Consider the following 24,221-nt stretch of genomic DNA (forward strand, 5'->3'; position numbering starts at 1 on the left):
CTGGCACCCTGGATTCCATGAGCACCATCCGCAGCACTTCGGTCATCTTCGATCTCGACGGAACGCTCGTGGACAGCGAACCGAACTATTACCAGGCGAGCTTGCGTATCCTCGCCGAGCACGGTGTCACCGGCTTCACCTGGGCGGACCATGAGCGGTACGTCGGCATCAGCATCCAGGAGACGGTCGCCGACTGGCGTGAGCGGTACGGTCTCGCCGCACCGGTGGAGACGATCGCCGCCGCCAAGCACCGCCACTATCCGGAGCCGGCCCGCACCGGCACCCGGGTCCACCCGCAGATGCGGACGTTCGTGGAACTGCTCGCGGCCGACGGCGTACCCATGGCCGTGGCGTCGGGGTCGTCCCGGGAGGCGATCGAGGTGATCCTCGGCGGCACCGGGCTCGACACGCACCTGCGGACCGTCGTGTCGGCGGAGGAGGTCGACCGCGGCAAGCCCGGCGCCCGATGTGTTCCTGGAGGCCACCCGCCGGCTGGGGGCCGACCCGGCGGACTGTGTGGTGCTGGAGGACGCGGCGCCGGGTGCCGCCGCCGCCCATGCGGCCGGGATGCGGTGCGTCGCCGTCCCCTGTCTCGCCGAGCGGGCCGGTGACCCGGAGTTCGCGACGGCGGGGCTGCTGGTGCGGGGCGGGCAGGGGGAGTTCAGCGCGCGGGAGGCGTACGACTGGATCGTGGCGTCGGGCTGAGGCGCGGGCCGGAACGGGCGGAGCCCGGTCCGCCGAGGATGTCGGTGGACCGGGCTCCGCCCGTGCTCTCCGGTGCCGGGATCAGACCGCCGTGCCGTGTCCCGCCTTCCGGGCCCGCCGGTGCAGGAGCCAGCCGGTCACGGTGAGCGCCGCGGCGGAGGCGGCCACCCCGAGCACGGTCATACCGGTGGAGGCGAGGCTGCCCCCGCCCCCGGTGGTCGTCGTACCGCTGGTGCTGCTGCCGCTCGTGCCGCTCGACGTGCTGCCGCCGGACGTCGAACCGCCGCTGGAGCCACCGGAGGTGGTGGTGCCGCCGGTGGTGGTCGTGTCACCGCCGCCGTCGTCGGTGTCCACCGGGTCCTGGCCGACGAAGGCGACCGGGACCTTGACGTCCTGAGAGCGGTCGCCGGACAGGGTGTGGTCGGCGCGGGTGGCGAGGACGCACGTGGCCTTGAAGCAGTCGGTGTACTCGTCCTCGGCGTCGATGGTCAGCTCGACCTCGAACTTGCCGCCGTCCTCGTACGGGGTCGCCAACTCCTCGCCGTAGTCCGGCGGGTTGGAGGAGATCCACGCGGAGGAGTGCGACTCGCCGCTCATGTCGACGCCGCCGATGCACGGGGTGGGCAGTTCGCCGGCGCCGTTGTCGACGCAGAGGGCGACGTAGATGCCCTTGTCCTCGTCGTAGCCGGAGCCGGTGACCTTGAGGGTCTGCTTCTCGGTGGCGAGGTTGTTGACCGGGGTGACGGTGAGCTTCTGGCCGTCGGAACCGGTGACGGTCTTCGTGCCGGAGGGCTCGTCGCCCTCCCCGTCGGTGGGCGGCGGGGTGGTGCTGTCGTCGTCCTCCACGACCGTCAGGGTGATCGGCGAAGTGCGGGTCGTGCCCGCCGCGTTGGTGAACTCGGCGCGGTACTCGTAGCCGTCCTGCGCCGCCTTCGCGGTGAACGTGTACGCCTTCTTCGTCGCACCCTCGACCTTCGACCAGGTCTGGCCGCCGTCGGGGCTGACGCTCCAGGTCACCGTGGGCTCGGGGGTGCCCTCGGCGGCGGCGACGAAGGTGACCTCGTCGCCGGGGGCGACGGTCTGGTCGGTGGGCGACTGGGTGACCTTGGGGGAGACCCGCACGTCGTACTTGAGCACCTTGCTCTCGGCCTGCGCGGTGACGTGGACGGACGTGGCGCCCGGGGTCACGGCGAGCGCGCCCGCGGTGCTCGTGATGCTGCCGGGGAGCGCGATGGGCTCGGCCGTCTTCTCGAAGGTCGCGCCGTCGAGGATGTCGAGGGAGCCGACAGCGTCCGTGGAGCCGTCGTAGACGTCCTCACGCAGCACGAAGGCCCGCCCGGAGGTCTTGTCGAACGCGGCGGCCATCGGCCGGTCCGTGCCCGCCAGCGTCTTCAGCGGCTTCGCGTCCTTGTCGAAGACGAGCACGGACGTCCCGACACCCACCCAGACGTTGCCCGTCGTCGGGTCCGCCTCGACCATGGTGAGGAAGCCGTCGTCGGGAAGTGCGGCCGTGGCGGTGACCGCGAAGGAGGCGGTGTCCACGCGGCGCAGCACCCGCTTGTCCTCGGCGGTGCCGAGGGACCAGGCGGCGGCGTGTGCGGTGTCCACGCCGAGCTGGTCGCCGCCCTCCAGGGTGACGGTCCGCTTGACGGTGCCGGTGGCGGTCTCGACCTCGGAGAGGGTGGCGCCCTGGGCGACCAGGGTCGTGGTCGCGTCGGTGCCGGGGCCGACTCCGGTGACGGTGCCGCCGGCCAGCCAGACCCCCTTGGCGGTCGTGTCCCCGTCCTTCGCGGTGCCCAGGCCGCGCAGCGGGTAGTGGAAGACGACGCCGTCGCCGGCCAGGGGGGCCGCGAGCCAGCGGACGACCCGGTTGGCGAGGGCGCCGGTCGAACCCGGGGCCTGCTGGACGTGGCTGAGGAGCTTGCCGTCCTTCGGGTCCAGGGCGTACAGGCCCTGCTCCTTGACATCGGAGGTGTCGAGGATGTCGTTCGAACCGACGTACAGCTTGCCGGAGTCGGGGTGCAGCAGGAGATCCTGCGGGCGGCCCGCGGTGGTGAACTCGGCGGCCTTCACATAGCTGACGGTGCCGGGGGGCACGTCGACGCCGTCGCCGCCGTCGTCACCGCCGCCGTCCTGGCCCTCGAAGGTGACCGGGATACGGACGTCCTGGGAGCGGTCGCCGGCGTTGCGGTGGTCGACGCGGGTGACGACCGAACAGGTGACCTGGGTGCAGTCCAGGCTGTTGTCCTTGGACTTGACCGCGATGTCGACGTCGAAGGTGCCGCCGGCGCCCCAGTGGACGGCCATCTCGCCCGCGTACGTGTCGCCTTCGTAGGTGATCCACTGCGAGGCGCTGCCGGTGCCGCTCTGGTCGGCACCCCCCAGGCACGGGGTGGGGACGCGGTTGTCGCCGTTGTCCTTGCAGAGGGCGACGTAGATGGACTTGGTCGCGTCGTACCCCTCGCCGGTGACCTGGATCGTGTCGCCGTCGGGGTCGAGGTTCGCGGAGGCGGAGACGGAGAGCTTCTGGCCGTTCTTGCCCAGGGCCGTCTTCGGGGTGTCGGCGGCCTGGGCCGGGGGCGGGACGGTGACGGCCGTCACCACCGCGGCCGTCAGCGCGGCGGCACCCAGCAGCGCCGCAGGACGTCTCAGGCGGCGTCCGCCCGTCCCGTCCGGACTGTCAACTGTCATGAAAGGGACCTCACTTGTCGGGTGCGCCCGGCACTCCGGTGGTGCGAGAGCCGGGCCCCACGCGGGAGGAGCCCGGTCCGGCGGGCGCCTACTGGAAGGTGATCGGGATGTGGACGTCGCACTTGCGGTGGTTGGTGTCCTGGAGGTCGGCCCGGTTCGGGTTGTGGCCGGTGCCCGAGACGGTGATCGTCCCGCCTGACGCGGCGGCCGTGTTCGGCGCGGTCAGGGAGAGGCTGTGGGTGGCGAGGCCCGCGCGGGCGAACGGTGCGGATCTCATGGGGGGTTGGACACCCTTCTCGGCTGCCTCGCACTGTCGGACGTGCCGGAACGGGCCGGCCGGCAGGGCCGGCCCGTGGACCAGGTCGGAGCTGGCGGCGCCTAGTTGAAGGTGACCGGGACGTGGACGTCGTACTTGCGGTCGTTGGTGTCGAAGTGGTCGGCGCGGGTGACGATCGCGCAGGTCACGTTGTCACCGCAGACGTTGCCGTGACCGAGGTCGGGGTTCACGTAGATGTTCACGTCGAGGGTGCCGCCGGTGCCGAACTTGGAGCTGTTGGCGAACAGACCGCCGAAGGTGTTGTTGACCCAGTGCGAGGCGCCGGTGGCACCGGTCTCGTCCTGGCCGCCCAGGCAGGGGGTGGGCTTGGCCGCGCCCTGCGCCCCGCCGACGACACACAGGCCGACGTAGATGCCCTGGCTGGTGTTGTAGCCGGAGCCGGTGACGTTGACGACCTGGCCGGCCGAGGAGAGCGGGTTCGGCGCGGTCAGCGACAGGTTGTACGTGGTGGTGCCGTCCACGATCGTGCGGGTCGAGGTGGCGGCGGAGGCCGAGGTGGCCAGGCCCAGGGTCAGGGCGGAGGCGGCGACGGCGGCGAAGCCGGCGCGGGCGGCGGTACGGGCGGAAGGAACGACTCTCATCGGGAGAGGACCTTTCTCGTCAGCGGTTGCCGGGAAACACCCGTCAACTCTTAGGTAAGGCTTACCTAACCTTGCTCATGATCTCTTTGTCAACAGAAGGCAAAGAGCGCCTCAAGTACGTTGCTCAGGACGGCGTTTCGCCGACGAGGACGGTGAACTCCGCGGCGGCCTCACGGCCTCCGCTCACGGAGTACAGCCGCACGGTGTGCGCACCCTCGGTCGCGGTCTCGTACACCGGGAATTCCCGGGCGACCGCGCCCGACTCGTCGGCCACGGCCTGGTAGCGGGTGTCGTCGTCGATCGCGACCAGCACGACCTCACCCGGCTCGAAGCCCGCGCCGGTGACCTGCTGTCCGGCGCCCGCGGCGAGGCTCGTGAGTTTCACTTCCGCGGAGGGCCGGGCCGCCTCGGACTCCTGCCCGCCGTCTCCCTCGGTGCCGGGCGTCGCCGCGTCGTCCGTGTCCGGGGTCGGCGAGGCGGTGTCGTCGCCGGGCGCGTCGGCCGGCGTGTCCTCCGACGGCCCGGCCTCGGAGGCGCCGGTGCCCACGGTGACGTCGAGCGGGGCGAGTTCGTCCCCCGCCGCGTACGCCCGCCCGCTCCACTCGGCGAGCAGCTCGGCACCCTCGGCCGTCAGCGACACGGTGAGGCCCGACCAGGTCGCGCCGCCGCCGCGTACGGTCGGCGCGGCGACCCCCGTACCGACCTCGGCCAGCGTCAGGTCACCGCTCTCCCCCGCCCGTTCGGCCCGCACCTCAAGGGTGCCGGTGCCGCCGTCGAGCCGCAGGCGCAGCGCGCCGAGGGTCAGGGTGTCCGTGCCGGCGGTCAGCCGGATCGAGCCGTCGAAGCCGACGTCCGCGTCCCCGGCCTTCGGGGTCGCGCTGCCGCCGTCGACCGGGAACCAGGTCCGGCCGCCGGAGCCGCGCACCGCGGGCGCCTCGGCCGTCACCGTCGCGTCGGCGCCGGTGGACGCCCCGAACGTCGGGCCCCAGCTCGCGAATCCACCGGACACCTCCCGTGGCGACCCGCTCGTGTCCTGTGCCGTCGCCGCGCCCTGGCAGAGCAGGGCGAGCAGCGCGCCCGCCGCCGTCACGGCGGCACCAGGTCTGTTCGTCACCTCGAAGTCCTCCCTGGAACGTCGGCCACACGGCCGACGGAACGCCCCGCCTCGGGGGCGTCGACCGTCCTGCGGACGGCTGTCGTCGACATGCCGTCAGCTCGCGTCCGCGCCACCGGACGCTCCGGCGGTACGGCGTCGGCGCGCCCAGAACCAGGCCGCCCCGCCCGCCGCGACCAGCCCGGCCGCGGTGATACCGAGCGGCACCGCGGCGCTGCCCGTGTCGGCCAGCGGGTCGTCCGACGTGTTCGCGTCGCCCGAGGTTCCGCCGGTCGTGCCGGTGCCCCCGGTCGCCGTGGCGCCCGCACCGGCCGACGGGGTCGCCGTGCTGTCGGTGCCGGAGTCGTCACCGCTGCCGCCGTCGGCGCCGGCGAAGGTCACCGGGATGCGGACCGTCTGGCTCTGGTCGCCGCCCCGGGTGTGATCGTTGCGGGTGATCACGGAGCAGGTGACACCGGACTCGGCGCAGTCGGTGTTGGTGTCCTCGGCCCGCACCTTCAGCTGCACGGAGAACGTGCCCTTGTGCCCGCTGCCCTTGTACGGCTCGGCCAACCCCTCCCCGTACGAGGGCGGGTTGGAGGAGATCCACACCGAGGCACCGGAGTCGCCGGACATGTCGACACCGCCGATGCAGGGCGTGGGGGTCTTACCGGCGCCGTTGTCCACGCAGAAGGCGACATAAATGCCCTTCTCGGTGTTGTAACCGGTGCCGGACACGGTGACCGTCTCCCCGTCCGCGGCGAGCCCGGCGGATTTGGAGACGGTCAGCTTCTGGCCCTCGGGGCCGGTCGCGGAGCCGCCGGCGGCCACCGCCGAGGGGGCCGGGAAGAGGATCAGGGCACTCGCGACGGCGACCGCCGCCGGGGCCGCGCGCAGGGCTCGTAGGCCGCATCTGTGCATCGGTGTCAGCACTCCCACCATAGGAAACTCAGGTAAGGCTAACCTAAAGTAACGAAGACCTGGTTCAAACGGTAGACATGGAAGGCGGTTCGATGCGTAGGTCCGGAAGACCTCAACTCACCATTGCTCGAAGGGGAGTTGCCGCACTCGCCGTTGCTTTCGCGATGCTGGCGGCCGGATGCGCAGGCGGCGACGGGGGCAGCGAAGGCAAAGGGGCGAAGCCTTCGCCGTCGTCCGCGAGCGCCCGTGCGGCGGCGGCCGAGAAACAGCTGAAGACGAATTCCCTCGTCCCGCTGGAGGGCGCGGCGCCGACGCCGAAGCTGCCGGTCACCGTCGACTCCTCCGACGGACGGAAGGTCACCGTCGAGGACGCCTCACGGATCCTCCCGCTCAACGGGGGCATCGCGGAGATCGTGTTCACGCTGGGCCTCGGTGACAAGGTGGTCGGCCGGGACATCACCGCGACCTTCGAGGAGGCCAGGGGCCTGCCGCAGGTGACGAAGGCGCACGACGTGAGCGCGGAGAGCGTGCTCTCGCTGGAGCCGACCGTGGTGCTCGCCGACACCGACACCGGGCCCAGCGAGGCCGTCGACCAGATCCGTGACGCCGGGGTTCCCGTGGTCGTCCTCGATCCGGCCAACGAACTCTCCGACGTGAGCACGCGGACGACCCGGGTGGCGGAGGCGCTCGGGGTTCCCGCCGCGGGCAAGGCCGTCAACGACCGTTTCGCGGACGAGTTGAAGGCGGCGCGGGCGGCCGTGCCCGAGGGGAACCGGCCCAAGGTGGCGTTCCTGTACATGCGGGGGTCGGCGGCGGTCTATCTGATCGGCGGGAAGGGATCGGGGGCGGACTCGCTGATCGACGCGGCCGGGGCGGAGGACGCGGGGGTGGCGGCGGGGATGGACAAACCGTTCACCCCGATCACCAGTGAGGCGCTCGTCAAGGCCCAGCCCGATGTGATCCTGATGATGAGCAAGGGGCTCGAATCGGTGGGTGGGATCGATGGGTTGGTGGAGATTCCCGGGATCAAGGAGACGCCTGCGGGGTTGGACCGGCGGGTGGTGGACCTTGAGGACGGGGTACTGCTCAGCTTCGGGCCGCGTACGCCGTTGGTGATCGACATCTTGGTGGAGCGGTTGCATCAGGGGTGAGGGGACGGGTGCGGCGGGTGGGGTGCGTTGTCGGGTGCGGGTGCGGGTGCGTGGGGCTTCTCGCGCGGTTCCCCGCGCCCCTGAAAGCAACGGCCCCTGCGGGCCGCTGAAAAAGCACGGGGCGCGGCCCCTGCTTTTTCAGGGGCGCGGGGACCTGCGCGATCGGCCCCCACCGGACCCGCACCCGACCCCCCACCTCACGTATCGAAGTCCACCGTCAGCCTCTCCGAGACCGGATACGACTGGCACGTCAGGACATAGCCCGCATCGACCTCCGCCGGTTCGAGCGCGAAGTTGCGCCGCATGTCCACCTTGCCGGAGGTGACCCGCGCCCGGCACGTCCCGCAGACACCCCCCTTGCAGGCGAAGGGCAGATCGGGCCGGGTCCGCTGCGCCCCGTCGAGCACGCTGCGATCGCGCCGCAGGCCCGCCGTCGTCGTACGGCCGTCGAGCGTGACGGTGACCTCGCTGACCGGGCCCTCGGCCACGGCCTCCTCGTGCCGGGTCTCCCGGACGGGCTCGTCGTCGGCGTGGAACAGCTCCTGGTGGACACGGTCGGCGGGGACGTCGAGCCCGGTCAGGACCCGCTGCGCGTCGCGGACCATGCCGTGCGGGCCGCACAGCCACCAGTGGTCCGCCGTGCCGACGTCGACCAGGGCACCGATCAGCGCCGAGAGCCGGTCGGCGTCGAGGCGGCCCGACAGCATCTCGGCCTCGCGGGGTTCGCGGGACAGGACGTGGGCGAGCTGGAAGCGGGCCGGGTACAGGTCCTTCAGGTCGGCCAGCTCGTCGGCGAACATCACCGTGCCGGTGCGCCGGTTGCCGTAGAAGAGGGTCACGGTCGACCGGGGGTCGGCGGCGAGCACGGACTCGGCGATGGAGACCATGGGGGTGATGCCGGAGCCGGCCGCGATCAGCACATGGTGGCCCGGGGCGGTGAGGTCCGGGGTGAAGAATCCGGTCGGGGCCATCACCTCGACGGTGTCACCGGGGCGTACGTCACCGACGAGCCACGACGAGAACAGCCCGCCCGGTACGACCCGCACCCCGATGCGCGGCGCGGAACCGGCGGGCGAACAGATCGAGTACGAGCGGCGTTCGTCGCGTCCGTCGATCTCGCGCCGCAGCGTCAGCGACTGGCCCGGCGCGAACGCGAACTCCTCCGCCAGCTCCGCCGGGATCTCGAACCCGACGGCGACGGCGTCCTCGCAGAGCGGCTGCACGGACGCGACCCGCAGGGCGTGGAAGGCCGGCCGGCGGCGGGCGCGCGATCGTGCCCCCGCGAGGGCGGAGCCTGCCGGGGCGGGCTTCCCGGTGGCGTCCGCCGAGAGCGTGCCTTCCATCAGATCTCCTTGACGTGCTCGAACGGCTCCCGGCAGGTGCGGCAGCGCCACAGGGACTTGCAGGAGGTGGCGGCGAAGCGGGAGGTCTCCTCGGTGTCCGCCGAGCCGCAGCGGGGGCAGTCCACCGTGCGTCGGGTGGGTGACAGAAGGAGGGGCACCGGGCCCCGGGGGGCCGCTCCGGGCGGGGCGATGCCGTGCTCGGTGAGCTTGCGGCGGCCGGCCTCGGTGATCCAGTCGGTGGTCCAGGGCGGGTTCAGGACCGTGCGGATCTCCACCCGTTCGTATCCGGCGGCGCGCAGTCGCGCCGCCACGTCGGCGCGCATCTCCGCCATCGCCGGGCAGCCGGAGTAGGTCGGGGTCAGGCTCGCGACCACCGTGCCGTCGTCGGTCAGCGCCACGTCCCGCAGCACGCCGAGGTCGGCCAGGGTCAGCATGGGCAGCTCGGGGTCCGGCACCTGCTCGGCGATGTGCCGGGCGCGGCGGACGGACCGGGCTTCGGTGGGCGTGGTCACCATGTCGCCTCCGGGTGGGCGCGGGCCACGCTCTGCAACTCGGCGAGCAGCGGCGCCAGATGCTCGGTGTGGTCGCCGGTGCGGCCCGCGCCGGCCAGCGGCCGGTACACCGGCATGGGCAGCCCGGCCGCCTCGGTGACCTGGCGGAGCACGGCGGCAAGCTCGTCACGTACGTCGTGGGCGGTGAACAACTCGCCGAAGTACGGGGCCACTCGGTCCATCGCGCGGCGGATCCGCCGGTGCGACTCCGCCGTGCCGTCGCCCAGCCGCACGGCCCATTCGGCGGCGTACTGCCGGTGGTACGTCAGCTCCTTGACGCCCTTGGCGGAGATCGCCGCGAGCACCGGGTCCGGGTGGCCGCTGAGCCGCTCGAAGTGGGCGAGGCGCCAGCTGGACAGGACGAGCAGCCGGACGATCGAGAACGCGAAGTCGCCGCACGGGAGTTCGGCGAGGCGGACGTTGCGGAAGTCGTCGGCGTCCCGGAAGTAGGCGTACGCGTCCTCGTCGCGCCCGGTGCCGTCGGCCTGCCCGGCGCGGGAGTACAGCAGCCGGGCCTGGCCGAGGAGGTCGAGGCCGATGTTGGCGAGGGCCACCTCCTCCTCCAGCTCGGGCGCGCGGGTGGTCCACTCGGCGAGCCGCTGGGCGGAGACCAGGGCGTCGTCGGCCAACGCGACGCAGTCGGCGGCCAGTTCGGCGGCGTCCACGCCCTCGGGCACCGTGGTGTCCACGCCGTGCAGGGGGTCCTCGAAGCCGGTGCCGTAGGCCCAGCGGGCGTCGTCCTCGTGTCCCTCGGCGAGGGTCAGGTAGACGTGGTCGTCACTCATACCCTGCTCCTCGCTCTCAGATGTGGGGGACGTCGTCGGGGATGTCGTAGAAGGTGGGGTGGCGGTACACCTTGTCGGCGCTGGGGTCGAAGAAGGGGTCCTTCTCGTCGCGGGTGGAGGCGGCGATGTGCTCGGAGCGCACCACCCACAGGGAGACGCCCTCGTTGCGGCGGGTGTAGAGGTCCCGGGCGTGGGTCAGGGCCATCTGGTCGTCGGCGGCGTGCAGGGAGCCCACATGGACGTGGTTCAGGCCGCGCTTGCCGCGTACGAAGACCTCGTACAGCGGCCAGTCGCCCTTGTTCGTGCCGGTCATGCCGCCGTCCCCTTCCGGGCTCGCTCGCTCCGCCTGGCCGCGTGGGCGGTGGCCGCCTCGCGCACCCAGGCGCCCTCCTCGTGGGCGGTGCGCCGCCGTTCCATCCGCTGGTCGTTGCAGGGTCCGTCGCCGGTGATCACCCGCTTCAGCTCGGCCCAGTCGGGGGTGCCGAAGTCATGCCGGCCGCGCTGCTCGTTCCAGCGCAGCTCCGGGTCGGGGAGGGTGACGCCGAGCTTGTCGGCCTGCGGGACGGTCATGTCGACGAAGCGCTGCCGCAGTTCGTCGTTGGAGTGCCGCTTGATCTTCCAGGCCATGGACTGCGCGGAGTTGGGCGAGGCGTCGTCGGGCGGGCCGAACATCATCAGCGACGGCCACCACCAGCGGTCCACCGCGTCCTGCACCATCGCGCGCTGGGCCTCGGTGCCGCGCATCATCGTCAGCAGCAGCTCATAGCCCTGCCGTTGATGGAACGACTCCTCCTTGCAGATCCGCACCATCGCGCGCGCGTACGGCCCGTACGAACTCCGGCACAGCGGCACCTGGTTGCAGATCGCGGCGCCGTCCACGAACCAGCCGATGACACCGACGTCGGCGAAGCTCTCCGTCGGGTAGTTGAAGATCGACGAGTACTTCTGCCTGCCCTCGATCAGCCGCCGGGTCAGGTCCGCGCGGTCCGCGCCGAGGGTCTCCGCCGCCGAGTAGAGGTAGAGCCCGTGCCCGGCCTCGTCCTGGACCTTGGCGAAGAGGATCGCCTTGCGGCGCAGCGAGGGCGCCTTGGTGATCCACTCGCCCTCCGGCTGCATGCCGATGATCTCCGAGTGCGCGTGCTGCGCGATCTGCCGGACGAGCGTCTTCCGGTAGCCCTCGGGCATCCAGTCGCGCGGCTCGATCCGCTGGTCCCGCGCGATCGTCGCGTCGAAGTGCTCCCGGAGAGCGTCCTCAGTGCCCAAAGGCCTCTCGCCGCCCTGCGACGGCGCCGCCCCGGCGGAGTCTGTCGTCGTCATCGATACCAGCTTCCCAACCGACCAAGCCACCAACCGACCATTCGTTCGGTACCAGTGTGACGTGATTCGAGCGGCCGGGCAAGACCCGCACGCCCCCTCCCGCCATCAGCGCCTTCTTGACAGGCGACGAGCTCCCTGGATTACATGACGGTGACACACGGCGACCGAATGGTCGGTCGGCCCACGGGACGGTGGGCGCGGTGGTGAGCACGAAGGAGTCGCGATGAGCAGCCTCGGCGAACCCCTCCCCCACGATCTGCTCGACGACGGCGAGCGCCTCGCCCCGGAGCGACTGCGGGAGCTGCAACTCGACCGGTTGCGCGCCACTCTGCGTCACGCGTACGACCACGTGGAGCCGTACCGGAAGAAGTTCGACGCCGCCGGGGTCGGCCCCGACGACTGCCGCACCCTCGCCGACCTGGCCCGTTTCCCCTTCACCACGAAGGCCGATCTGCGGGACACCTACCCCTTCGGCATGTTCGCCGTGCCCATGGCGGACGTACGGCGCGTGCACGCCTCCAGCGGCACCACCGGGCGCCCCACGGTCGTCGGCTACACCGAGCGCGACCTCTCCCTGTGGGCGGACGTGGTCGCCCGCTCGATCCGGGCCGCCGGCGGGCGCCCCGGGCACAAGGTGCACATCTCCTACGGCTACGGCCTGTTCACCGGCGGCCTCGGCGCGCACTACGGGGCCGAGCGCGCCGGATGCACGGTGATCCCGGCCTCCGGTGGCATGACCGCCCGGCAGGTACAGCTGATCCAGGACTTCCGCCCCGAGATCATCATGGTCACCCCGTCCTACATGCTCACCCTGCTCGACGAGTTCGAGAAGCAGGGCATCGACCCGCGCACCAGCTCGTTGAAGGTGGGCATCTTCGGGGCGGAGCCCTGGACGGAGGAGATGCGCCGGGAGATCGAGGAGCGGGCGGGTCTGCACGCGGTCGACATATACGGTCTGTCGGAGGTGATCGGCCCGGGTGTCGCCCAGGAGTGCGTGGAGACGAAGGACGGTCTCCACATCTGGGAAGATCATTTCTTTCCGGAGATCGTCGATCCGCTCACCGACGCCGTCCTGCCCGAGGGCGAGGAGGGCGAGATCGTCTTCACCTCCCTCACCAAGGAGGCCCTGCCGATCATCCGCTACCGCACCCGCGACCTGACCCGGCTGCTCCCGGGCACGGCCCGCCCCGCCTTCCGCCGGATGCGGAAGGTCACCGGCCGCTGCGACGACATGATCATCCTGCGCGGGGTGAACGTCTTCCCCAGCCAGATCGAGGAGATCGTCCTCCGCACCCCGGCCGTGGCCCCGCACTTCCAGATCCAGCTGACCCGCCGGGGCCACCTGGACCATATGACGGTCAGGGTCGAGGCCCGCCCCGGCACGGCGGCGGACCGGCGCGAGACAGCGGCCACGGCGATCGCCCGGTCGGTCAAGGACAACGTGGGCGTCACGGTGGAGGTGACGATCGTGGACCCGGAGACCCTGGAGCGCTCGGTGGGCAAGCTGAAGCGGGTCAAGGACCTACGCGACGCCGAGACCTGACGACTCCGGGCCAGGGCCGGCGCGCCCCCTCAAAGCCCCCGGTGCACCACATGCCCACCGGTCACCGTGAGAAGCACCGCCGCGTCGGCGACCTCGTCCGCCGGCGCCTCCACGGGATCGACCCCCAAGGCCGTCAGATCGGCCCGCAGCCCCGGGGCGACACGACCGGCGACATCCCCCTCCCCCGCGGCCAGCGCCGCGTGAGTCGTACAGCCCTCCAGCGCCTCCAGCCCCGTGAGCCCGAGCCCCGACGCCGCCGCCCCCTTCGGTGCCCTGGCCGTCGCCGGCACACCCCGGGCGTCATGGTGGGCGATGGGCCAGTCCGACCCGAGGGCGACGATCGCGCCCGCGTCCCGCAGATCCCTCAACCGCCAGGCCCGCACGGCCCGTTCACCGCCGAGCCGCACCGACCACTCGTCGGACAGGTCGGCCCGGGTGAAGTCCGTGTGCGGCGGCTGCATGGAGGCGATCACCCCACCTCCGCGAACCGCGCCACCAGCTCGTCCGGCACCGCCTCGATGTGCTCCACCCGGTGCGCGAGCCGCCCGCCGGGCCCCGACGAGGCGACGGTGTCGAGGACATGGCGCACGGCCGCGTCCCCGATCGCGTGGGTCGCCGTACGCACCCCGGCCCGGTGCAGCCACCGTACGGCGTCGCTGTACGCGGCCGGGTCCGGTGCAACCGCCGTACGGCGTCGCTGTACGCGGCCGGGTCCGGCCAGAACGCGTCGGTGCCCTGTCCGTGGCAGTCGGGGTGGTCGAGCCAGGCGGTGCCGCCCTCGACCGTGCCGTCCATGAAGAACTTGACCCCGCCGACCCGCCAGTGCCGTCCGCCCCGGCTCTGGAGGGCGACGAGTTCCGCGAGGTCGTCCTTGTCGGCGCCGGGCATGCACCAGGGCGCGAAGCGCAGCCGGAGCGGCAGCGGCGACTCCTCGGCGACCGCGCCCACCAGGTCGGGGTCGCCGAGGTCCATGACATGGGCGCCGGTGAGTCCGGTGGCGGCCATCTCGGCGAGCAACTCGCCGAGCCGGGCGCGGCGTTCGGCGTACGACGGCCGGGGCAGGACGGGTTCGAGGAGTGCCATCGCGGCGTGTTCGACGAGGTGGCCGGTCAGCCGTCCGTCGGTGTCGACGGCGAGGTGCGAGCGCTGGGCGAAGGCGCGCGGTCCGGTGATGCCGGCGGCCTTCAGCGCGGCCCCGCCGGCGAGGGCGGAGTGGCCGTCGTACAGGCGAAGGAAGGCGGGGGCGCCGTCGAGGACGTCCTCGACGAGGGCGCGGTCGATGGGGCGCCCGCCGAAGACGTTGTGGTCGAGGCCGTGGCCGATGACCCAGCCGTCGGTCCGGGTCCCCGAGGTGAGCGCGGCCCGCAGTCCGGGGAGGTCCGTCACGGCGGTGAGGTCGATGCCGGTGGCCATGTCCAGGCCCCACACGGGGTGGCTGTGGCTGTCCACCAGGCCGGGCACCAGCCGGCCGCCGCCCAGGTCCACGATCTCGGTGCCGGGCCCGCGCCAGTCCCGTACGTCCGCCGTCTCCCCCACGGCGGCGATCAGGCCGTCGTGGACGGCGACCGCGGTGGCGTACGGCCGCTCCGGGTCGAGGGTGCGGACGTGGGCGCCGGTGACGACGAGGTCGGCGGTGGGCGTGGAGAGGTCTCCTCCGGTGGTGAGGTGGGGGGCGGCGGTCGGCTGGGGCGGGGGTCAGTCGCCGGTGTCGGCCGGTGGTCCGGCGGCGAAGTTCGCGTAGACCTCGGGCCGGGCCCGGCGCAGCCACCACGCGAGATCGCGAGCGGGGCGGCGCCGGCCATCACGGTGAGCGGGGCGGCGGCGGAGACGACGACGAAGGCGATGTCGCCGGTGCCGAGCGTGCCGGTGCGCAGGGCCGGGGCCGAGCGGGCCGTCACCCTGCTCCTGGACACGGGCTTCCCCCTCCCGGACGTGATGCCGGTGCTGGTCGCCCTGGAGAACGTCGTCCTCGGCTCGGCCCTGGACCTCGCCGCCCCCGTCGCCAGGTGGGAGATCACCGACGCGTCGGCGACCCCGCGCCTGGCGGAGGCGCTGGACGCGGTGGGCGACGGCCGCGCGGACGCCGCCTTCGAACTGGCCCTCGCCGGGTTCCTCGCCCATGCGCGACGGAGGCTGGAGACGCACGTGGGGGTGTAGCGAGCAGGACGTGCTCCGCCCGGTGTACGGAAAAACTCCCGTGCACCGATTCGTACACCTCTGCGATCATCCCGGAATGGCTCAGAGTCTGGAATCGCTGGTCCTCCGGCACACCCACCGCGTTCCCGCCCCCCAGGGGTCCGCGGGCGAAGGGGCCGCCGCCGCGCGGCGGTTCGACGCCGCCCTCATGGACGAGGGCTTCAAGCTCTCGGCGGAGCTGCTGGAGCGGCTGTCCGGGCTGTCCGAGGCCGCGGTCCTGCACACCGCCCGGCGGACCCTGCGCACCGTGACCGAGATGGTCGGCGACCACGTCCGGCACAACTCCTACTTCATCGACTTCCCGGCGAACGTCCCGGACACCGAGGAGTTCTGGATGCGGTGCGTGGCGAAGGCGCTCGGCGACGAGAAGGCGCGTGCGGGCGTCCTGACACAGCTGGCGAACGGCGTCCTGGACCTGCTGAGCCTGCCCACGTACGGCCGCTACCAGCACACCTACGAGGAGCTGCTCGCGGCGCAGGACGAGCTGATCGCCTCGGCGGGCGACCGGGTGACCGTGCTGCATCTCGGCGGGGAACTGCAGGACGAGGTCTCCGCCCTGTATCTGGCCCTGGCGGGCAGCACGACCCCGCTGGGCGACGCGCACCTGGCGGATCTCAAGGTGCTCGCCGGGCGGTGCGCGCTCGGCCCCCAGCCGGAGCGGATCCCGGTCCGGGAGAACCGGGCGGTCGTCAACGAGGCCCGGCTCGGCGTCGGCGCGGACCTCCTCCTCGACACCGTCACCGATGTGCTGCGGCTGGCCTGCGCGCTGTCCGGCGGCGATGTGACACTCCAGGAGCCGACCCGGTTCCGGAACCTGTCGCGGCCTGTGCGCCGGGCGCTGCTCGCGGGCCTCGACGCCGTGGTCGCGGCGAACCCGGCGAAGCTCGCCGATGCGCACGCGCACCGCGAGCCGTTCAAGCGGCTCGGCGAGCGGCTGCACCCGCACGAGTACCCGGGCCGCCCGCACGCCGCCGAGGTGTTCGCCGTCGCGCGCGGCGAGAAGGAGGCACGCTCCTTCGACAGCCGGGTCGAGCAGCTGCTCGACGCGTGCGACGTCGTGGGGGCGGCGACGCTGCTGCGGTCCGCTCCCGGCAAGCTGTTCCGCGCCCTGGACCTGCTGCTGCGCATCGCCGCCGACCAGGCCGAGCGGGACGCGGTGCTGGCCGCCGCGGTGGAGGTCGCGCCGCAGGTCTCGGGCCGGGTCGTGCTGGCGGTGCGCGAGCACTTCCACAACCGGGCGCGGGAGAGCGACGAACTCCGGGTCTTCGTCAACCGCCGGGGCCGGGCCTGGGTGACCCCCGACGCCCGGCCGCCCGTACCGGCCGCCGACCGCGACCGGCTGATCGCCGCCCTCGACACCGAGCTGGGGCGCCGGCTTCCGGCGCCCGGCCGGCTGCTGATCGACCCCGACGTCGTCGATGTGGCGCTCCCGCTCAGCAGCCGGGCGACCGCGGCCGGGCTCGGTGTGCTGCCGCGCGGCTCGGCCTCGGAGGTCGACGGCGAGCGGCTGCGCTTCTTCGTGTACTGGAAGGAGACCGAGCACCGCACCGACTTCGACCTGTCGGCGCTGCTGCTGCGCTCCGACTACAGCACCGACTCCTGGCTGTCCTACACGTCCCTGACGGCCATCGGGGGCCGGCACTCGGGCGATGTCACCGAAGCGCCGGACGGGGCCTCGGAGTTCATCGATCTGACCCTGGACCGGGTGCGCGGGGCGTTCATCGTGCCGCAGGTCAACGTCTACGCGGGCGAGGGCTTCGAGGAGGTCGAGGAGTCCTTCTTCGGGTTCATGGTGCGCGACGGTGAGCAGAAGGGCCGGCCGTTCGAGCCGCGTACGGTACGGATGAAGTCGGAGCTGCGGGGAGCGGGCCGGGTGGCGCTGCCGCTGGTGTTCCGGCGCGGGGACGACGGCCGGTGGCGTGCGAAGTGGCTGCACCTGTATCTGCGGGGCATCTCGTCGGGCAACCGGGTCGAGGAGAACCAGGCGTCGGTGTCCACGGTGGTGCGCGCCCTCGTGGAGCGCGAGCAGCTGACGGTCGGGTATCTGATCGACCTGATGTCCGACGGCACCACGGTCATGGACCTGTGGGACGGCGGGCCGGTCCCGGCGGAGCCCGTGACCTACATCGGTCTCGAACGCCCCGAGGGACTGCACCCGGAGTCCCGGGTCATCACCCCCGGAAATCTGCGCGACCTGATCCCGGGCTGAGTGCTAGCGTTGCCGACGGCGAGGCCATGAAGGGGCTTCCTTCTCCTTCACTCCAAATGAAACCGAGTTCCTTCGCTCTCCTCGCCACCGACATCGCCCCGGGCGGCGCCCGCGCTCACCGCGCGAGCGCCGCCCGGGGCGTCTCCCGGGCCTGTTCCGCGTAACCCCGCCCAACTGGCCGCCGCCACCCCGACCGTGGGGGCGTTCCCGGCACCACCCGCGAGGGCACGGCCGTCACCGCCTACTGCGCCGACGACCTGCCCGAGCCCGCCACCTCCCGGGGCCGCGACCTCACGATCCACTACGACCCCGACGACCCCGCCGTCTTCACCCCGGACCTCGCCTCCGAAGACCGTTCCCGCGCGCTCGACATCACCTGCGCCACCGTGGCACTGCTCCTCGGCGTGGCCGCGGTCGTCGTCGGGGCGGCACTGCTGTGACACCCCGCGACGGACGATACGCACCGGAGGACCGGCCCCATGGATCCCGCCGCCCTGGCTCGGGGCACTGGTGCACTGGTGCACTACAGGAAGCCGGGCAGACCGGGCGAGCTGATCTTCGGCGCCGTGGACGATCCGCGCGCCGCCCTCTACGGCACCGACCTGGCCTCCTTCGGGTACCGCTCCACCCTGGCGGTCCGGGTGCCCCGAGGTGACGAGCCGTTGTTCCGCGCCTACTTCACCGAAGTGGCCGCGCTCGCCGGTCGGCCGGTGATCTGACAGGGAACCGCTGGTCCTCGAAGGGACGCGCCGGGACCCGCGGGCGCGAGGTGACCCGGCTCCGCATACAGGGCGGCCAAGTCGGCGCCGAGCCGGGTCGCCGCAGGATGCCGCACGGGTCGGGTGTGACCCCGGTGAAATATCCCGCTCACGTCTTGACATGCGAACGAAACGCTCCGTAGCTTGGCCGATCATTTAGATTCGTGAAATACGTTCACGGATATGAACAGCCGGGCGGGACGGCCCGGGAGAACAACGGAGTGTGCCCATGGGCGTTCGCCGACGAAGTCGCCGCCTGGCCGCCATGATCACCGTCGCGGGCCTCGCGTTCGGGGCGGCGGCCTGCGGATCGGGGTCCGACAGCGCCGGAAGTGGTGACCCGAACACGCTGGAGGTCTGGACCCGGAGCAATCCGGACCCGGCCGCCACGTACGAGCGGGTGTTCGCCGCTTTCACCAGGAAGACCGGCATCAAGATCGACTACCAGCCGGTCATCAACTTCGACCAGCAGCTCCAGAGCCGGGCGTCCACCAAGGACCTCCCCGACGTGATGATCAACGACACGGCGCTGATGGGCAGCTACCAGAGCCAGGGCCTGCTGAAGTCGATCGATCCGGCCTCGATCGAGGGCCACGACCAGATCACCGACAAGACCTGGGCCTCCACCGTCGGCACCGACGGCGAGCACTACGGCATCCCGTACTCCCGCCAGGCGCAGACCCTGATGATCCGCACGGACTGGCTGCGGAAGCTCGGCCTCAGGACCCCCACCACCTGGGCGGAGATGCTGAGCGTGGCCAAGGCCTTCGCCGAGCGCGACCCGGACGGCGACGGCAGGAAGGACACCTACGGCATGGTCGTCCCGGGCAGCGCCCAGAACGGCTACGCCGCCTGGTGGGGCGCCAGTTTCCTCTGGTCCGGCGGCGCGAAGATCATCGAGAAGGACGGCACGGGCTACCGCCCCGCCATGGACTCGGCCGCCGCCGTCCGCACGGTCACCTGGATGAAGGACAACCTCTTCTGCGGTGACAACGGTGTCATCCAGCCCGGCGCCATCTCCGCGATCACCGGCACGGCCACCAACTTCCAGGACGGCAACGCCGGGATGTACCTCACCGGCCCCTACAACATCGCCACCTACGACGCGACCCCCGGCAAGGACACGTACGAGGTCGTCCCGTTCCCGGCGGGCCCGGCCGGGTCGACCGTGCTGGCCGACGGCGAGAACGTGTACTTCGGCGCCAGGACCGGCAAGGCGAAGCAGGAACAGGCCCTCGCCGCCTTCCTGATCTCCCCCGAGGGCCAGCGGCTCGCCATGACCGGCAAGAACCAGCCCGTCGTCCGCATCCCCGTCAACTCCACGCTCGACGCGGCCCAGGTCCGGGACGACCCGCGCTGGAGCGTCGTGCAGAGGGCGTACGAGGACGCCTCCGAGCAGTTCCCCAACGCGCCCGACTTCGCGCCGATCAAACAGGACACCGCTGACGCCCTCAACGCGGTCTTCACCTACTGCGGCAGCGATGTCGGCGCCGGTCTCAAGGAACTCAACGACACCCTCGCCGGTGACCTCAAGGACCAGGACCTGTTGAAATGACCGCCACCACCGCCACCACCGCGACGACAGCGACGACAGCGACGACCCTCGTGCCCCGGCGGCGCAGAGGGCCCGGCAGGAAGGCCGTCCTGCCCTGGCTGTTCCTGGCCCCCGGGCTGCTGCTGGCCCTCGTCTTCAAGTTCCTGCCGATGGGCAAGGGCATCTGGCTCAGCTTCTTCGACGTACGGCCGTTCCTCGGCGACAAGTGGGTCGGCCTCGACAACTACACCCGGGTCCTCACCGACCACCGCTTCCAGGACGCGGTCGGCCACACCCTGCTGCTCGGCATAGGGCAGTCGCTCGGCGCGATCGTCGTCGGCTTCTTCCTGGCGCTGCTGCTGGAGGGCCAGGCCCGTTCGCTGAAGATCATCCGTACGGCCGTGTTCCTGCCGGTGGTCACCGCGACCGCCGTCGTCGGTGAGCTGTGGCGGCTGATGTACTACCCGACCTCCGACGGCCTGGTGAACAGCGCGCTCGGCCTCCTCGGCCTCGGCCCGACCCCGTTCCTCGACAACCCGGACACCGCGCTGTGGGCCACGATGGTGATGGGCGTCTGGATCGCCGCCCCCTACAACATGGTGATCATCCTCGCCGGACTCGCGGGCGTGGACCGCACCTTGTACGAGGCCGCCGCGATGGACGGTGTCTCGCTGTGGCAGCGGCTGCGGTACGTGACCCTGCCGGCGATCCGCCCGGCCATCGGGATCGTCCTCACCCTGGCCGCCATCCGCGGTCTGCGGGTCTTCACCGAGGTGTACGTCCTCACCGGCGGCGGGCCCGCCGGGTCCACCGAGGTGTGGATGACCCGCGCCTACACCCTCGGCTTCACCCGCAACGACATCGGCGGCGCGTCGGCGGCCTCCGTCGTCCTGCTCGCGGTGACGCTGCTGCTCACCGTCTCCGTCAACCACTTCCGCAAGAGGGGAGACGTGCGATGAGCGCACCCGCCCTCGGTCCTGTCCGGACGCCGTCCTCGTCCGACCGGGCCGACACATCATCCGCAGCCGGCGCGTCGAGCAGGAGAGCGGCCAGGCGGGCCCGGACCACTCCCGCCCGTTTCGACACCGCGCTCGGCTGGAACGACCGGCCCGGTGTCTCCTGGGCCCTGCGGATCGTGCTGTGCGCGCTCGCGCTCGGCGTCTTCGCCGTGCCCTTCCTGACCATCCTCTCGGGCGCCCTCAGCACCCACCCCAGCGGCTCGTCACTGACGTTCCTGCCGCACGACAGCACCCTGCTCAACTTCCGGGTGGCCGGGGAGCGCGGCATCTGGGACTACTTCACCAACTCGCTCGTCATCGCGGGCGGCGGACTGCTGTTGCAGCTGGTGGTGTGCGTGCTCGCCGCGTACGCGCTGGCCCGGCACCGGTTCCGGGGCCAGGCGCTGATCATGACCCTGTTCATGCTGACGATGATGCTCCCCGAGGAAGTCATCGCGATCCCGCTGTCCCTGGTCCTCGGCCATGTCCCGGTGGTCGGCATCGACCTGAAGGGCACCGTGTGGGGCGTCATCCTGCCGCTGGGTGCCTGGGGCTTCTCGGTGATGCTGCTGACCGAGTTCATGAAGGACATACCGAACGAGATCGAGGAGGCCGCCCGTCTCGACGGGGTCGGTGAGCTGCGGATGCTGTGTCAGGTGATCCTGCCGCTGTGCAAGCCCGCGCTCGGTGTCGCCGGGGTGCTCGGCTTCATCATGATCTGGGACCAGTACCTGCTGCCGCTGATCGCCGCCAAGGACCCGACCGACTACACGGTCACCGTGGCCCTGTCCATCCTGCGCACCGATCCCGAGGTGGGTTCGGGCGTGGTCCTCGCGGGCGCGGTCGTCGCGCTCGTGCCCAGCCTTGTCGTCTATCTGCTCCTCCAGCGCTCGCTGGTCACCGGCATCGCCGCCGGGGCCACGAAGGGCTGAACCACCGAAGCCGACCCAACCCCCCATCTTCGAGGGAGACATGAAGTTCCAAGGAGTGCTGTTCTTTCCGGTCACGCCGTTCGCGGCGGACGGTTCGCTGGACGAGGAAGGGCTCGCACAGCACATCGAGGCCGGGGTCGCGGCCGGTGCCGGGGGCGTGTTCGTCGCCTGCGGCACCGGTGAGTTCCACGCGCTGACGTCCGAGGAGATCGAGCGGGCCACCCGGGTCGCCGTGGCGGTGACGGCCGGACGGGTTCCCGTGCTGGCCGCCGCCGGGGGCCCGCCCCCGGTCGCCCGCGACCAGGCCGCCCGAGTGGAACGCGCCGGTGCCGACGGCATCCTGCTGCTGCCGCCCTATCTGGTGAGCGCCCCGCAGCAGGGGCTGGTGCGGTATGTGAAGGAGGTCACCGAGGCCACCGCGCTGCCGGTCGTCTTCTACCAGCGCGGCACCGCCCGCCTCACCGCGGACACCGCCGCCGAGATCGCCGCCCTGCCCGGGGTCGTCGGCCTCAAGGACGGCATCGGGGACATCGAGCGGATGCACCGCGTCGTCCGCGCGGTACGGGCCGTGCCGGGCACGGAGGGCTTCCAGTTCTTCAACGGGCTGCCCACCGCCGAGATGACCGCGCCCGCCTACCAGGGCATCGGCGTCGGCCTGTACTCCTCGGCCGTGTTCGCCTTCGCCCCGGAGATCGCCCTCGCCTTCCACCGGGCCCTCGCCGAGGGCGACGAGACACTGGTCGCCACGCTCCTCGACGAGTTCTACGGTCCGCTGGTCGCCCTGCGCGACGAGGTCCCCGGATACGCGGTGGCGCTGGTCAAGGCCGGGGTGACCCTGCGCGGCCAGGACGTCGGCGGCGTACGGGCACCGCTCGTCGACCCGACGCCCGAGCATGTCGCCCGACTGGCGAAGCTGATCGACCACGGTCTGGCGGTGGTGGGCGCGTGACCCCCGACCGCGCCGGCACCCCCAGCCGCACAGACACCCCCAGCCGCTCCGGCACCCCGGGCACCCGGATCCGGGAGCTGATCGTCACCCCGATCGCCTTCCGTGACCCGCCGCTGCTCAACTCCAACGGCGTCCACGAGCCCCTCGCCCTGCGGACGATCCTCCAACTCGTCCTGGAGGACGGCACGGTGGGGCTCGGCGAGTCGACCGGCGGCGCCGTCCGCCTGGAGCGACTTGAGGCGGCGGCGAAGGCGGTGGTCGGTCTGGACGTCTTCGACACCACGGCCGTCGCCGCCGCGATCGACGCCGTGCTGCTGCCGACCGTGCCCGGCTCCCACGAGCGCGGCTGGACCACCTCGGCGGTCGAGGTCGCTTGTCTCGACGCGCAGGGCAGGCTGCTCGGCCGCCCGGTCAGCGATCTGCTCGGCGGCCGGGTCCGCGACTCCGTGCCCTTCGCCGCGTACCTCTTCTACAAGTGGGCCGAACACCCCGCGCTCGACGGCCGCCCGGCGGTCGGGGACGACTGGGGCGAGGCCCTGGATCCGGCCGGTGTGGTCGAGCAGGCGCGGCTCATGCAACAGCGGTACGGGTTCCGCTCGTTCAAGCTGAAGGGAGGTGTCTTCCCGCCGGACGAGGAGATCGCGGCGATCGCGGCGCTGGCGGAGGCCTTCCCCGGACAGCCGCTGCGGCTGGACCCCAACACGGCCTGGACGGTGGAGACCTCGGCGTACGTGGCCGGTCAACTGGACGGCCTCCTGGAGTACTTGGAGGACCCGACCGCGACCATCCCCGGGATGGCGGAGGTGGCGAAGGACTCGCCGATGCCGCTCGCCACCAATATGTGCGTGGTCGCCTGGGAGCATCTGCGGCCGGCCATCGAGCAGAACGCGATCCAGGTGCTGCTCACCGACCACCACTACTGGGGCGGGCTGCGCCGCACCCGTGAACTGGCAGCCGTCTGCGAGGCGTTCGGGCTGGCGCTGTCCATGCACTCCAACTCGCACCTCGGCATCAGTCTGGCCGCGATGACCCATGTGGCGTCGGCCGTCCCCCGCCTCGACCACTCCTGCGACACGCACTACCCGTGGAACTCGGCGGACGATGTGATCGTGCCGGGCGTCCTGGAGTTCCGGGACGGGGAGGTCGCGGTGCCGACGGGCCCGGGGCTGGGTGTGGAGCTGGACCACGACGCCCTCGAACGACTGCACAGGCTGTACATCGACTCGGGGATGCGCTCCCGGGACGACACCGGGTACATGCGCCGGATCCGGCCGGGGTACGAGCTGCGGCTGCCGCGCTGGTGAGCAGGGGCTGATCAGGGGCCGCCTCCGGGCGGCCCCTTTCTGCTGCGCGGCCGTGCGCCCTCCGCGCCGGTCTCCGGGGGCGAGCGAGGGGCGCGCGAGCACGCGGCGCCGGGCGGTCTGCCTCGGTCGGTGGTTTCCGCATCCCCAGGACGCGAAGTCGCCCCTTTCACGCGGTGCCCGACCGGCCGTCCCGCCTGTTTGGCTGTGACTGCGACACGCGCCACCCATCCGCACGCGTCGCCCCACAGCCGTCTTCCGGCGGCCGTCGCCTCGGAATCCGCCCACGACCACGTCGTAAGCGCGCCACCCGAGTTCCCCGTCTC

General features: G+C 72.0%; 20 protein-coding genes and 2 pseudogenes. 11 read left to right on the forward strand and 11 right to left on the reverse strand.

Annotation, left to right across the window (positions count from 1 at the left end; translation table 11 throughout):
- The first annotated feature begins 17 nt into the window (after positions 1–17).
- A pseudogene (locus F9278_RS03775) lies at positions 18–705 on the forward strand (HAD family hydrolase).
- 81 nt (positions 706–786) lie between these two features.
- On the opposite strand, the gene F9278_RS48085 reads toward F9278_RS03775, so the two are convergent.
- The 5 genes from F9278_RS48085 to F9278_RS03800 form a co-directional block, all read right to left on the reverse strand.
- A complete protein-coding gene (locus F9278_RS48085) occupies positions 787–3,396 on the reverse strand; it encodes an immunoglobulin I-set domain protein (protein ID WP_152166988.1) in 2,610 nt (869 codons plus the stop codon).
- Positions 3,397–3,484: 88 nt separating this feature from the next.
- Positions 3,485–3,673, reverse strand: coding sequence for a hypothetical protein (locus tag F9278_RS03785; RefSeq protein ID WP_152166989.1), 189 nt, complete (start codon positions 3,671–3,673; stop codon positions 3,485–3,487).
- A 101-nt stretch (positions 3,674–3,774) separates the two neighbouring features.
- A complete protein-coding gene (locus F9278_RS03790) occupies positions 3,775–4,314 on the reverse strand; it encodes a hypothetical protein (RefSeq protein WP_152166990.1) in 540 nt (179 codons plus the stop codon).
- Positions 4,315–4,438: 124 nt separating this feature from the next.
- Positions 4,439–5,428, reverse strand: a complete 990-nt coding sequence (locus F9278_RS03795; protein ID WP_152166991.1) for an HtaA domain-containing protein — start codon at positions 5,426–5,428, stop codon at positions 4,439–4,441.
- A gap of 96 nt (positions 5,429–5,524) precedes the next feature.
- Positions 5,525–6,328: an LPXTG cell wall anchor domain-containing protein gene (locus F9278_RS03800; RefSeq protein ID WP_152166992.1), complete on the reverse strand. Its 804-nt coding sequence runs from the start codon at positions 6,326–6,328 to the stop codon at positions 5,525–5,527.
- 92 nt (positions 6,329–6,420) lie between these two features.
- Between F9278_RS03800 and F9278_RS03805 the strand changes: the two genes are divergently transcribed.
- Positions 6,421–7,479 (forward strand): heme/hemin ABC transporter substrate-binding protein, encoded by a 1,059-nt coding sequence (locus F9278_RS03805; RefSeq protein WP_226966618.1) that lies wholly within the window; start codon positions 6,421–6,423, stop codon positions 7,477–7,479.
- A gap of 197 nt (positions 7,480–7,676) precedes the next feature.
- Here the strand turns inward: F9278_RS03805 and paaE are convergent, their stop codons facing one another.
- From paaE to paaA, 5 genes are read right to left on the reverse strand one after another with little or no spacing between them, the layout of a single operon-like run.
- Positions 7,677–8,822, reverse strand: coding sequence for a 1,2-phenylacetyl-CoA epoxidase subunit PaaE (paaE, locus tag F9278_RS03810; RefSeq protein ID WP_152166994.1), 1,146 nt, complete (start codon positions 8,820–8,822; stop codon positions 7,677–7,679).
- A complete protein-coding gene (paaD, locus tag F9278_RS03815) occupies positions 8,822–9,337 on the reverse strand; it encodes a 1,2-phenylacetyl-CoA epoxidase subunit PaaD (RefSeq protein ID WP_152166995.1) in 516 nt (171 codons plus the stop codon). Before paaD ends, paaE begins: the two co-directional genes overlap by 1 nt.
- Positions 9,331–10,158: a 1,2-phenylacetyl-CoA epoxidase subunit PaaC gene (paaC, locus tag F9278_RS03820; protein WP_152166996.1), complete on the reverse strand. Its 828-nt coding sequence runs from the start codon at positions 10,156–10,158 to the stop codon at positions 9,331–9,333. The genes paaD and paaC overlap by 7 nt, the downstream gene beginning before the upstream one ends.
- A 16-nt stretch (positions 10,159–10,174) precedes the next feature.
- The gene (gene paaB, locus F9278_RS03825; protein WP_152166997.1) at positions 10,175–10,471 is read right to left on the reverse strand and encodes a 1,2-phenylacetyl-CoA epoxidase subunit PaaB; all 297 of its coding nucleotides are present in this window, start codon (positions 10,469–10,471) and stop codon (positions 10,175–10,177) included.
- Positions 10,468–11,475: a 1,2-phenylacetyl-CoA epoxidase subunit PaaA gene (paaA, locus tag F9278_RS03830; RefSeq protein ID WP_152166998.1), complete on the reverse strand. Its 1,008-nt coding sequence runs from the start codon at positions 11,473–11,475 to the stop codon at positions 10,468–10,470. The genes paaB and paaA overlap by 4 nt, the downstream gene beginning before the upstream one ends.
- 223 nt (positions 11,476–11,698) lie before the next feature.
- On the opposite strand from paaA, the gene paaK reads away from it, so the two are divergent.
- Entirely contained in the window at positions 11,699–13,018 is a 1,320-nt protein-coding gene (gene paaK / locus F9278_RS03835; protein WP_152166999.1) for a phenylacetate--CoA ligase PaaK, read from the forward strand.
- Positions 13,019–13,047: 29 nt separating this feature from the next.
- Here paaK and F9278_RS03840 read toward each other — a convergent pair.
- A pseudogene (locus F9278_RS03840) lies at positions 13,048–14,656 on the reverse strand (amidohydrolase); the annotation flags it as partial.
- Between F9278_RS03840 and F9278_RS46830 the strand changes: the two are divergent.
- The 8 genes from F9278_RS46830 (at position 14,573) to F9278_RS03890 (ending at position 23,898) form a co-directional block, all read left to right on the forward strand.
- Positions 14,573–15,175: a hypothetical protein gene (locus tag F9278_RS46830; RefSeq protein WP_226966619.1), complete on the forward strand. Its 603-nt coding sequence runs from the start codon at positions 14,573–14,575 to the stop codon at positions 15,173–15,175. The pseudogene F9278_RS03840 and the gene F9278_RS46830 overlap by 84 nt on opposite strands.
- Positions 15,176–15,251: 76 nt before the next feature.
- Positions 15,252–17,423, forward strand: coding sequence for a TerD family protein (locus tag F9278_RS03855; RefSeq protein WP_152167001.1), 2,172 nt, complete (start codon positions 15,252–15,254; stop codon positions 17,421–17,423).
- A 479-nt stretch (positions 17,424–17,902) separates the two neighbouring features.
- A complete protein-coding gene (locus F9278_RS03865) occupies positions 17,903–18,142 on the forward strand; it encodes a hypothetical protein (RefSeq protein ID WP_152167002.1) in 240 nt (79 codons plus the stop codon).
- A 268-nt stretch (positions 18,143–18,410) separates the two neighbouring features.
- Positions 18,411–19,736: an ABC transporter substrate-binding protein gene (locus F9278_RS03870; RefSeq protein WP_152167003.1), complete on the forward strand. Its 1,326-nt coding sequence runs from the start codon at positions 18,411–18,413 to the stop codon at positions 19,734–19,736.
- Complete coding sequence (locus F9278_RS03875; RefSeq protein ID WP_226966620.1) at positions 19,733–20,674, forward strand: carbohydrate ABC transporter permease; 942 nt, start codon at positions 19,733–19,735, stop codon at positions 20,672–20,674. The genes F9278_RS03870 and F9278_RS03875 overlap by 4 nt, the downstream gene beginning before the upstream one ends.
- Positions 20,671–21,645 carry a carbohydrate ABC transporter permease gene (locus F9278_RS03880; RefSeq protein WP_152167004.1) on the forward strand — a complete coding sequence of 325 codons (975 nt, stop codon included), beginning with the start codon at positions 20,671–20,673 and terminating at the stop codon, positions 21,643–21,645. Before F9278_RS03875 ends, F9278_RS03880 begins: the two co-directional genes overlap by 4 nt.
- 40 nt (positions 21,646–21,685) lie before the next feature.
- The gene (locus F9278_RS03885) at positions 21,686–22,594 is read left to right on the forward strand and encodes a 5-dehydro-4-deoxyglucarate dehydratase (protein WP_152167005.1); all 909 of its coding nucleotides are present in this window, start codon (positions 21,686–21,688) and stop codon (positions 22,592–22,594) included.
- A 68-nt stretch (positions 22,595–22,662) separates the two neighbouring features.
- Entirely contained in the window at positions 22,663–23,898 is a 1,236-nt protein-coding gene (locus F9278_RS03890) for an enolase C-terminal domain-like protein (protein WP_193241959.1), read from the forward strand.
- The last annotated feature ends 323 nt before the right edge of the window (positions 23,899–24,221 follow it).

The sequence above is a fragment of the Streptomyces phaeolivaceus genome (assembly GCF_009184865.1).
Lineage (GTDB): Bacteria > Actinomycetota > Actinomycetes > Streptomycetales > Streptomycetaceae > Streptomyces > Streptomyces phaeolivaceus.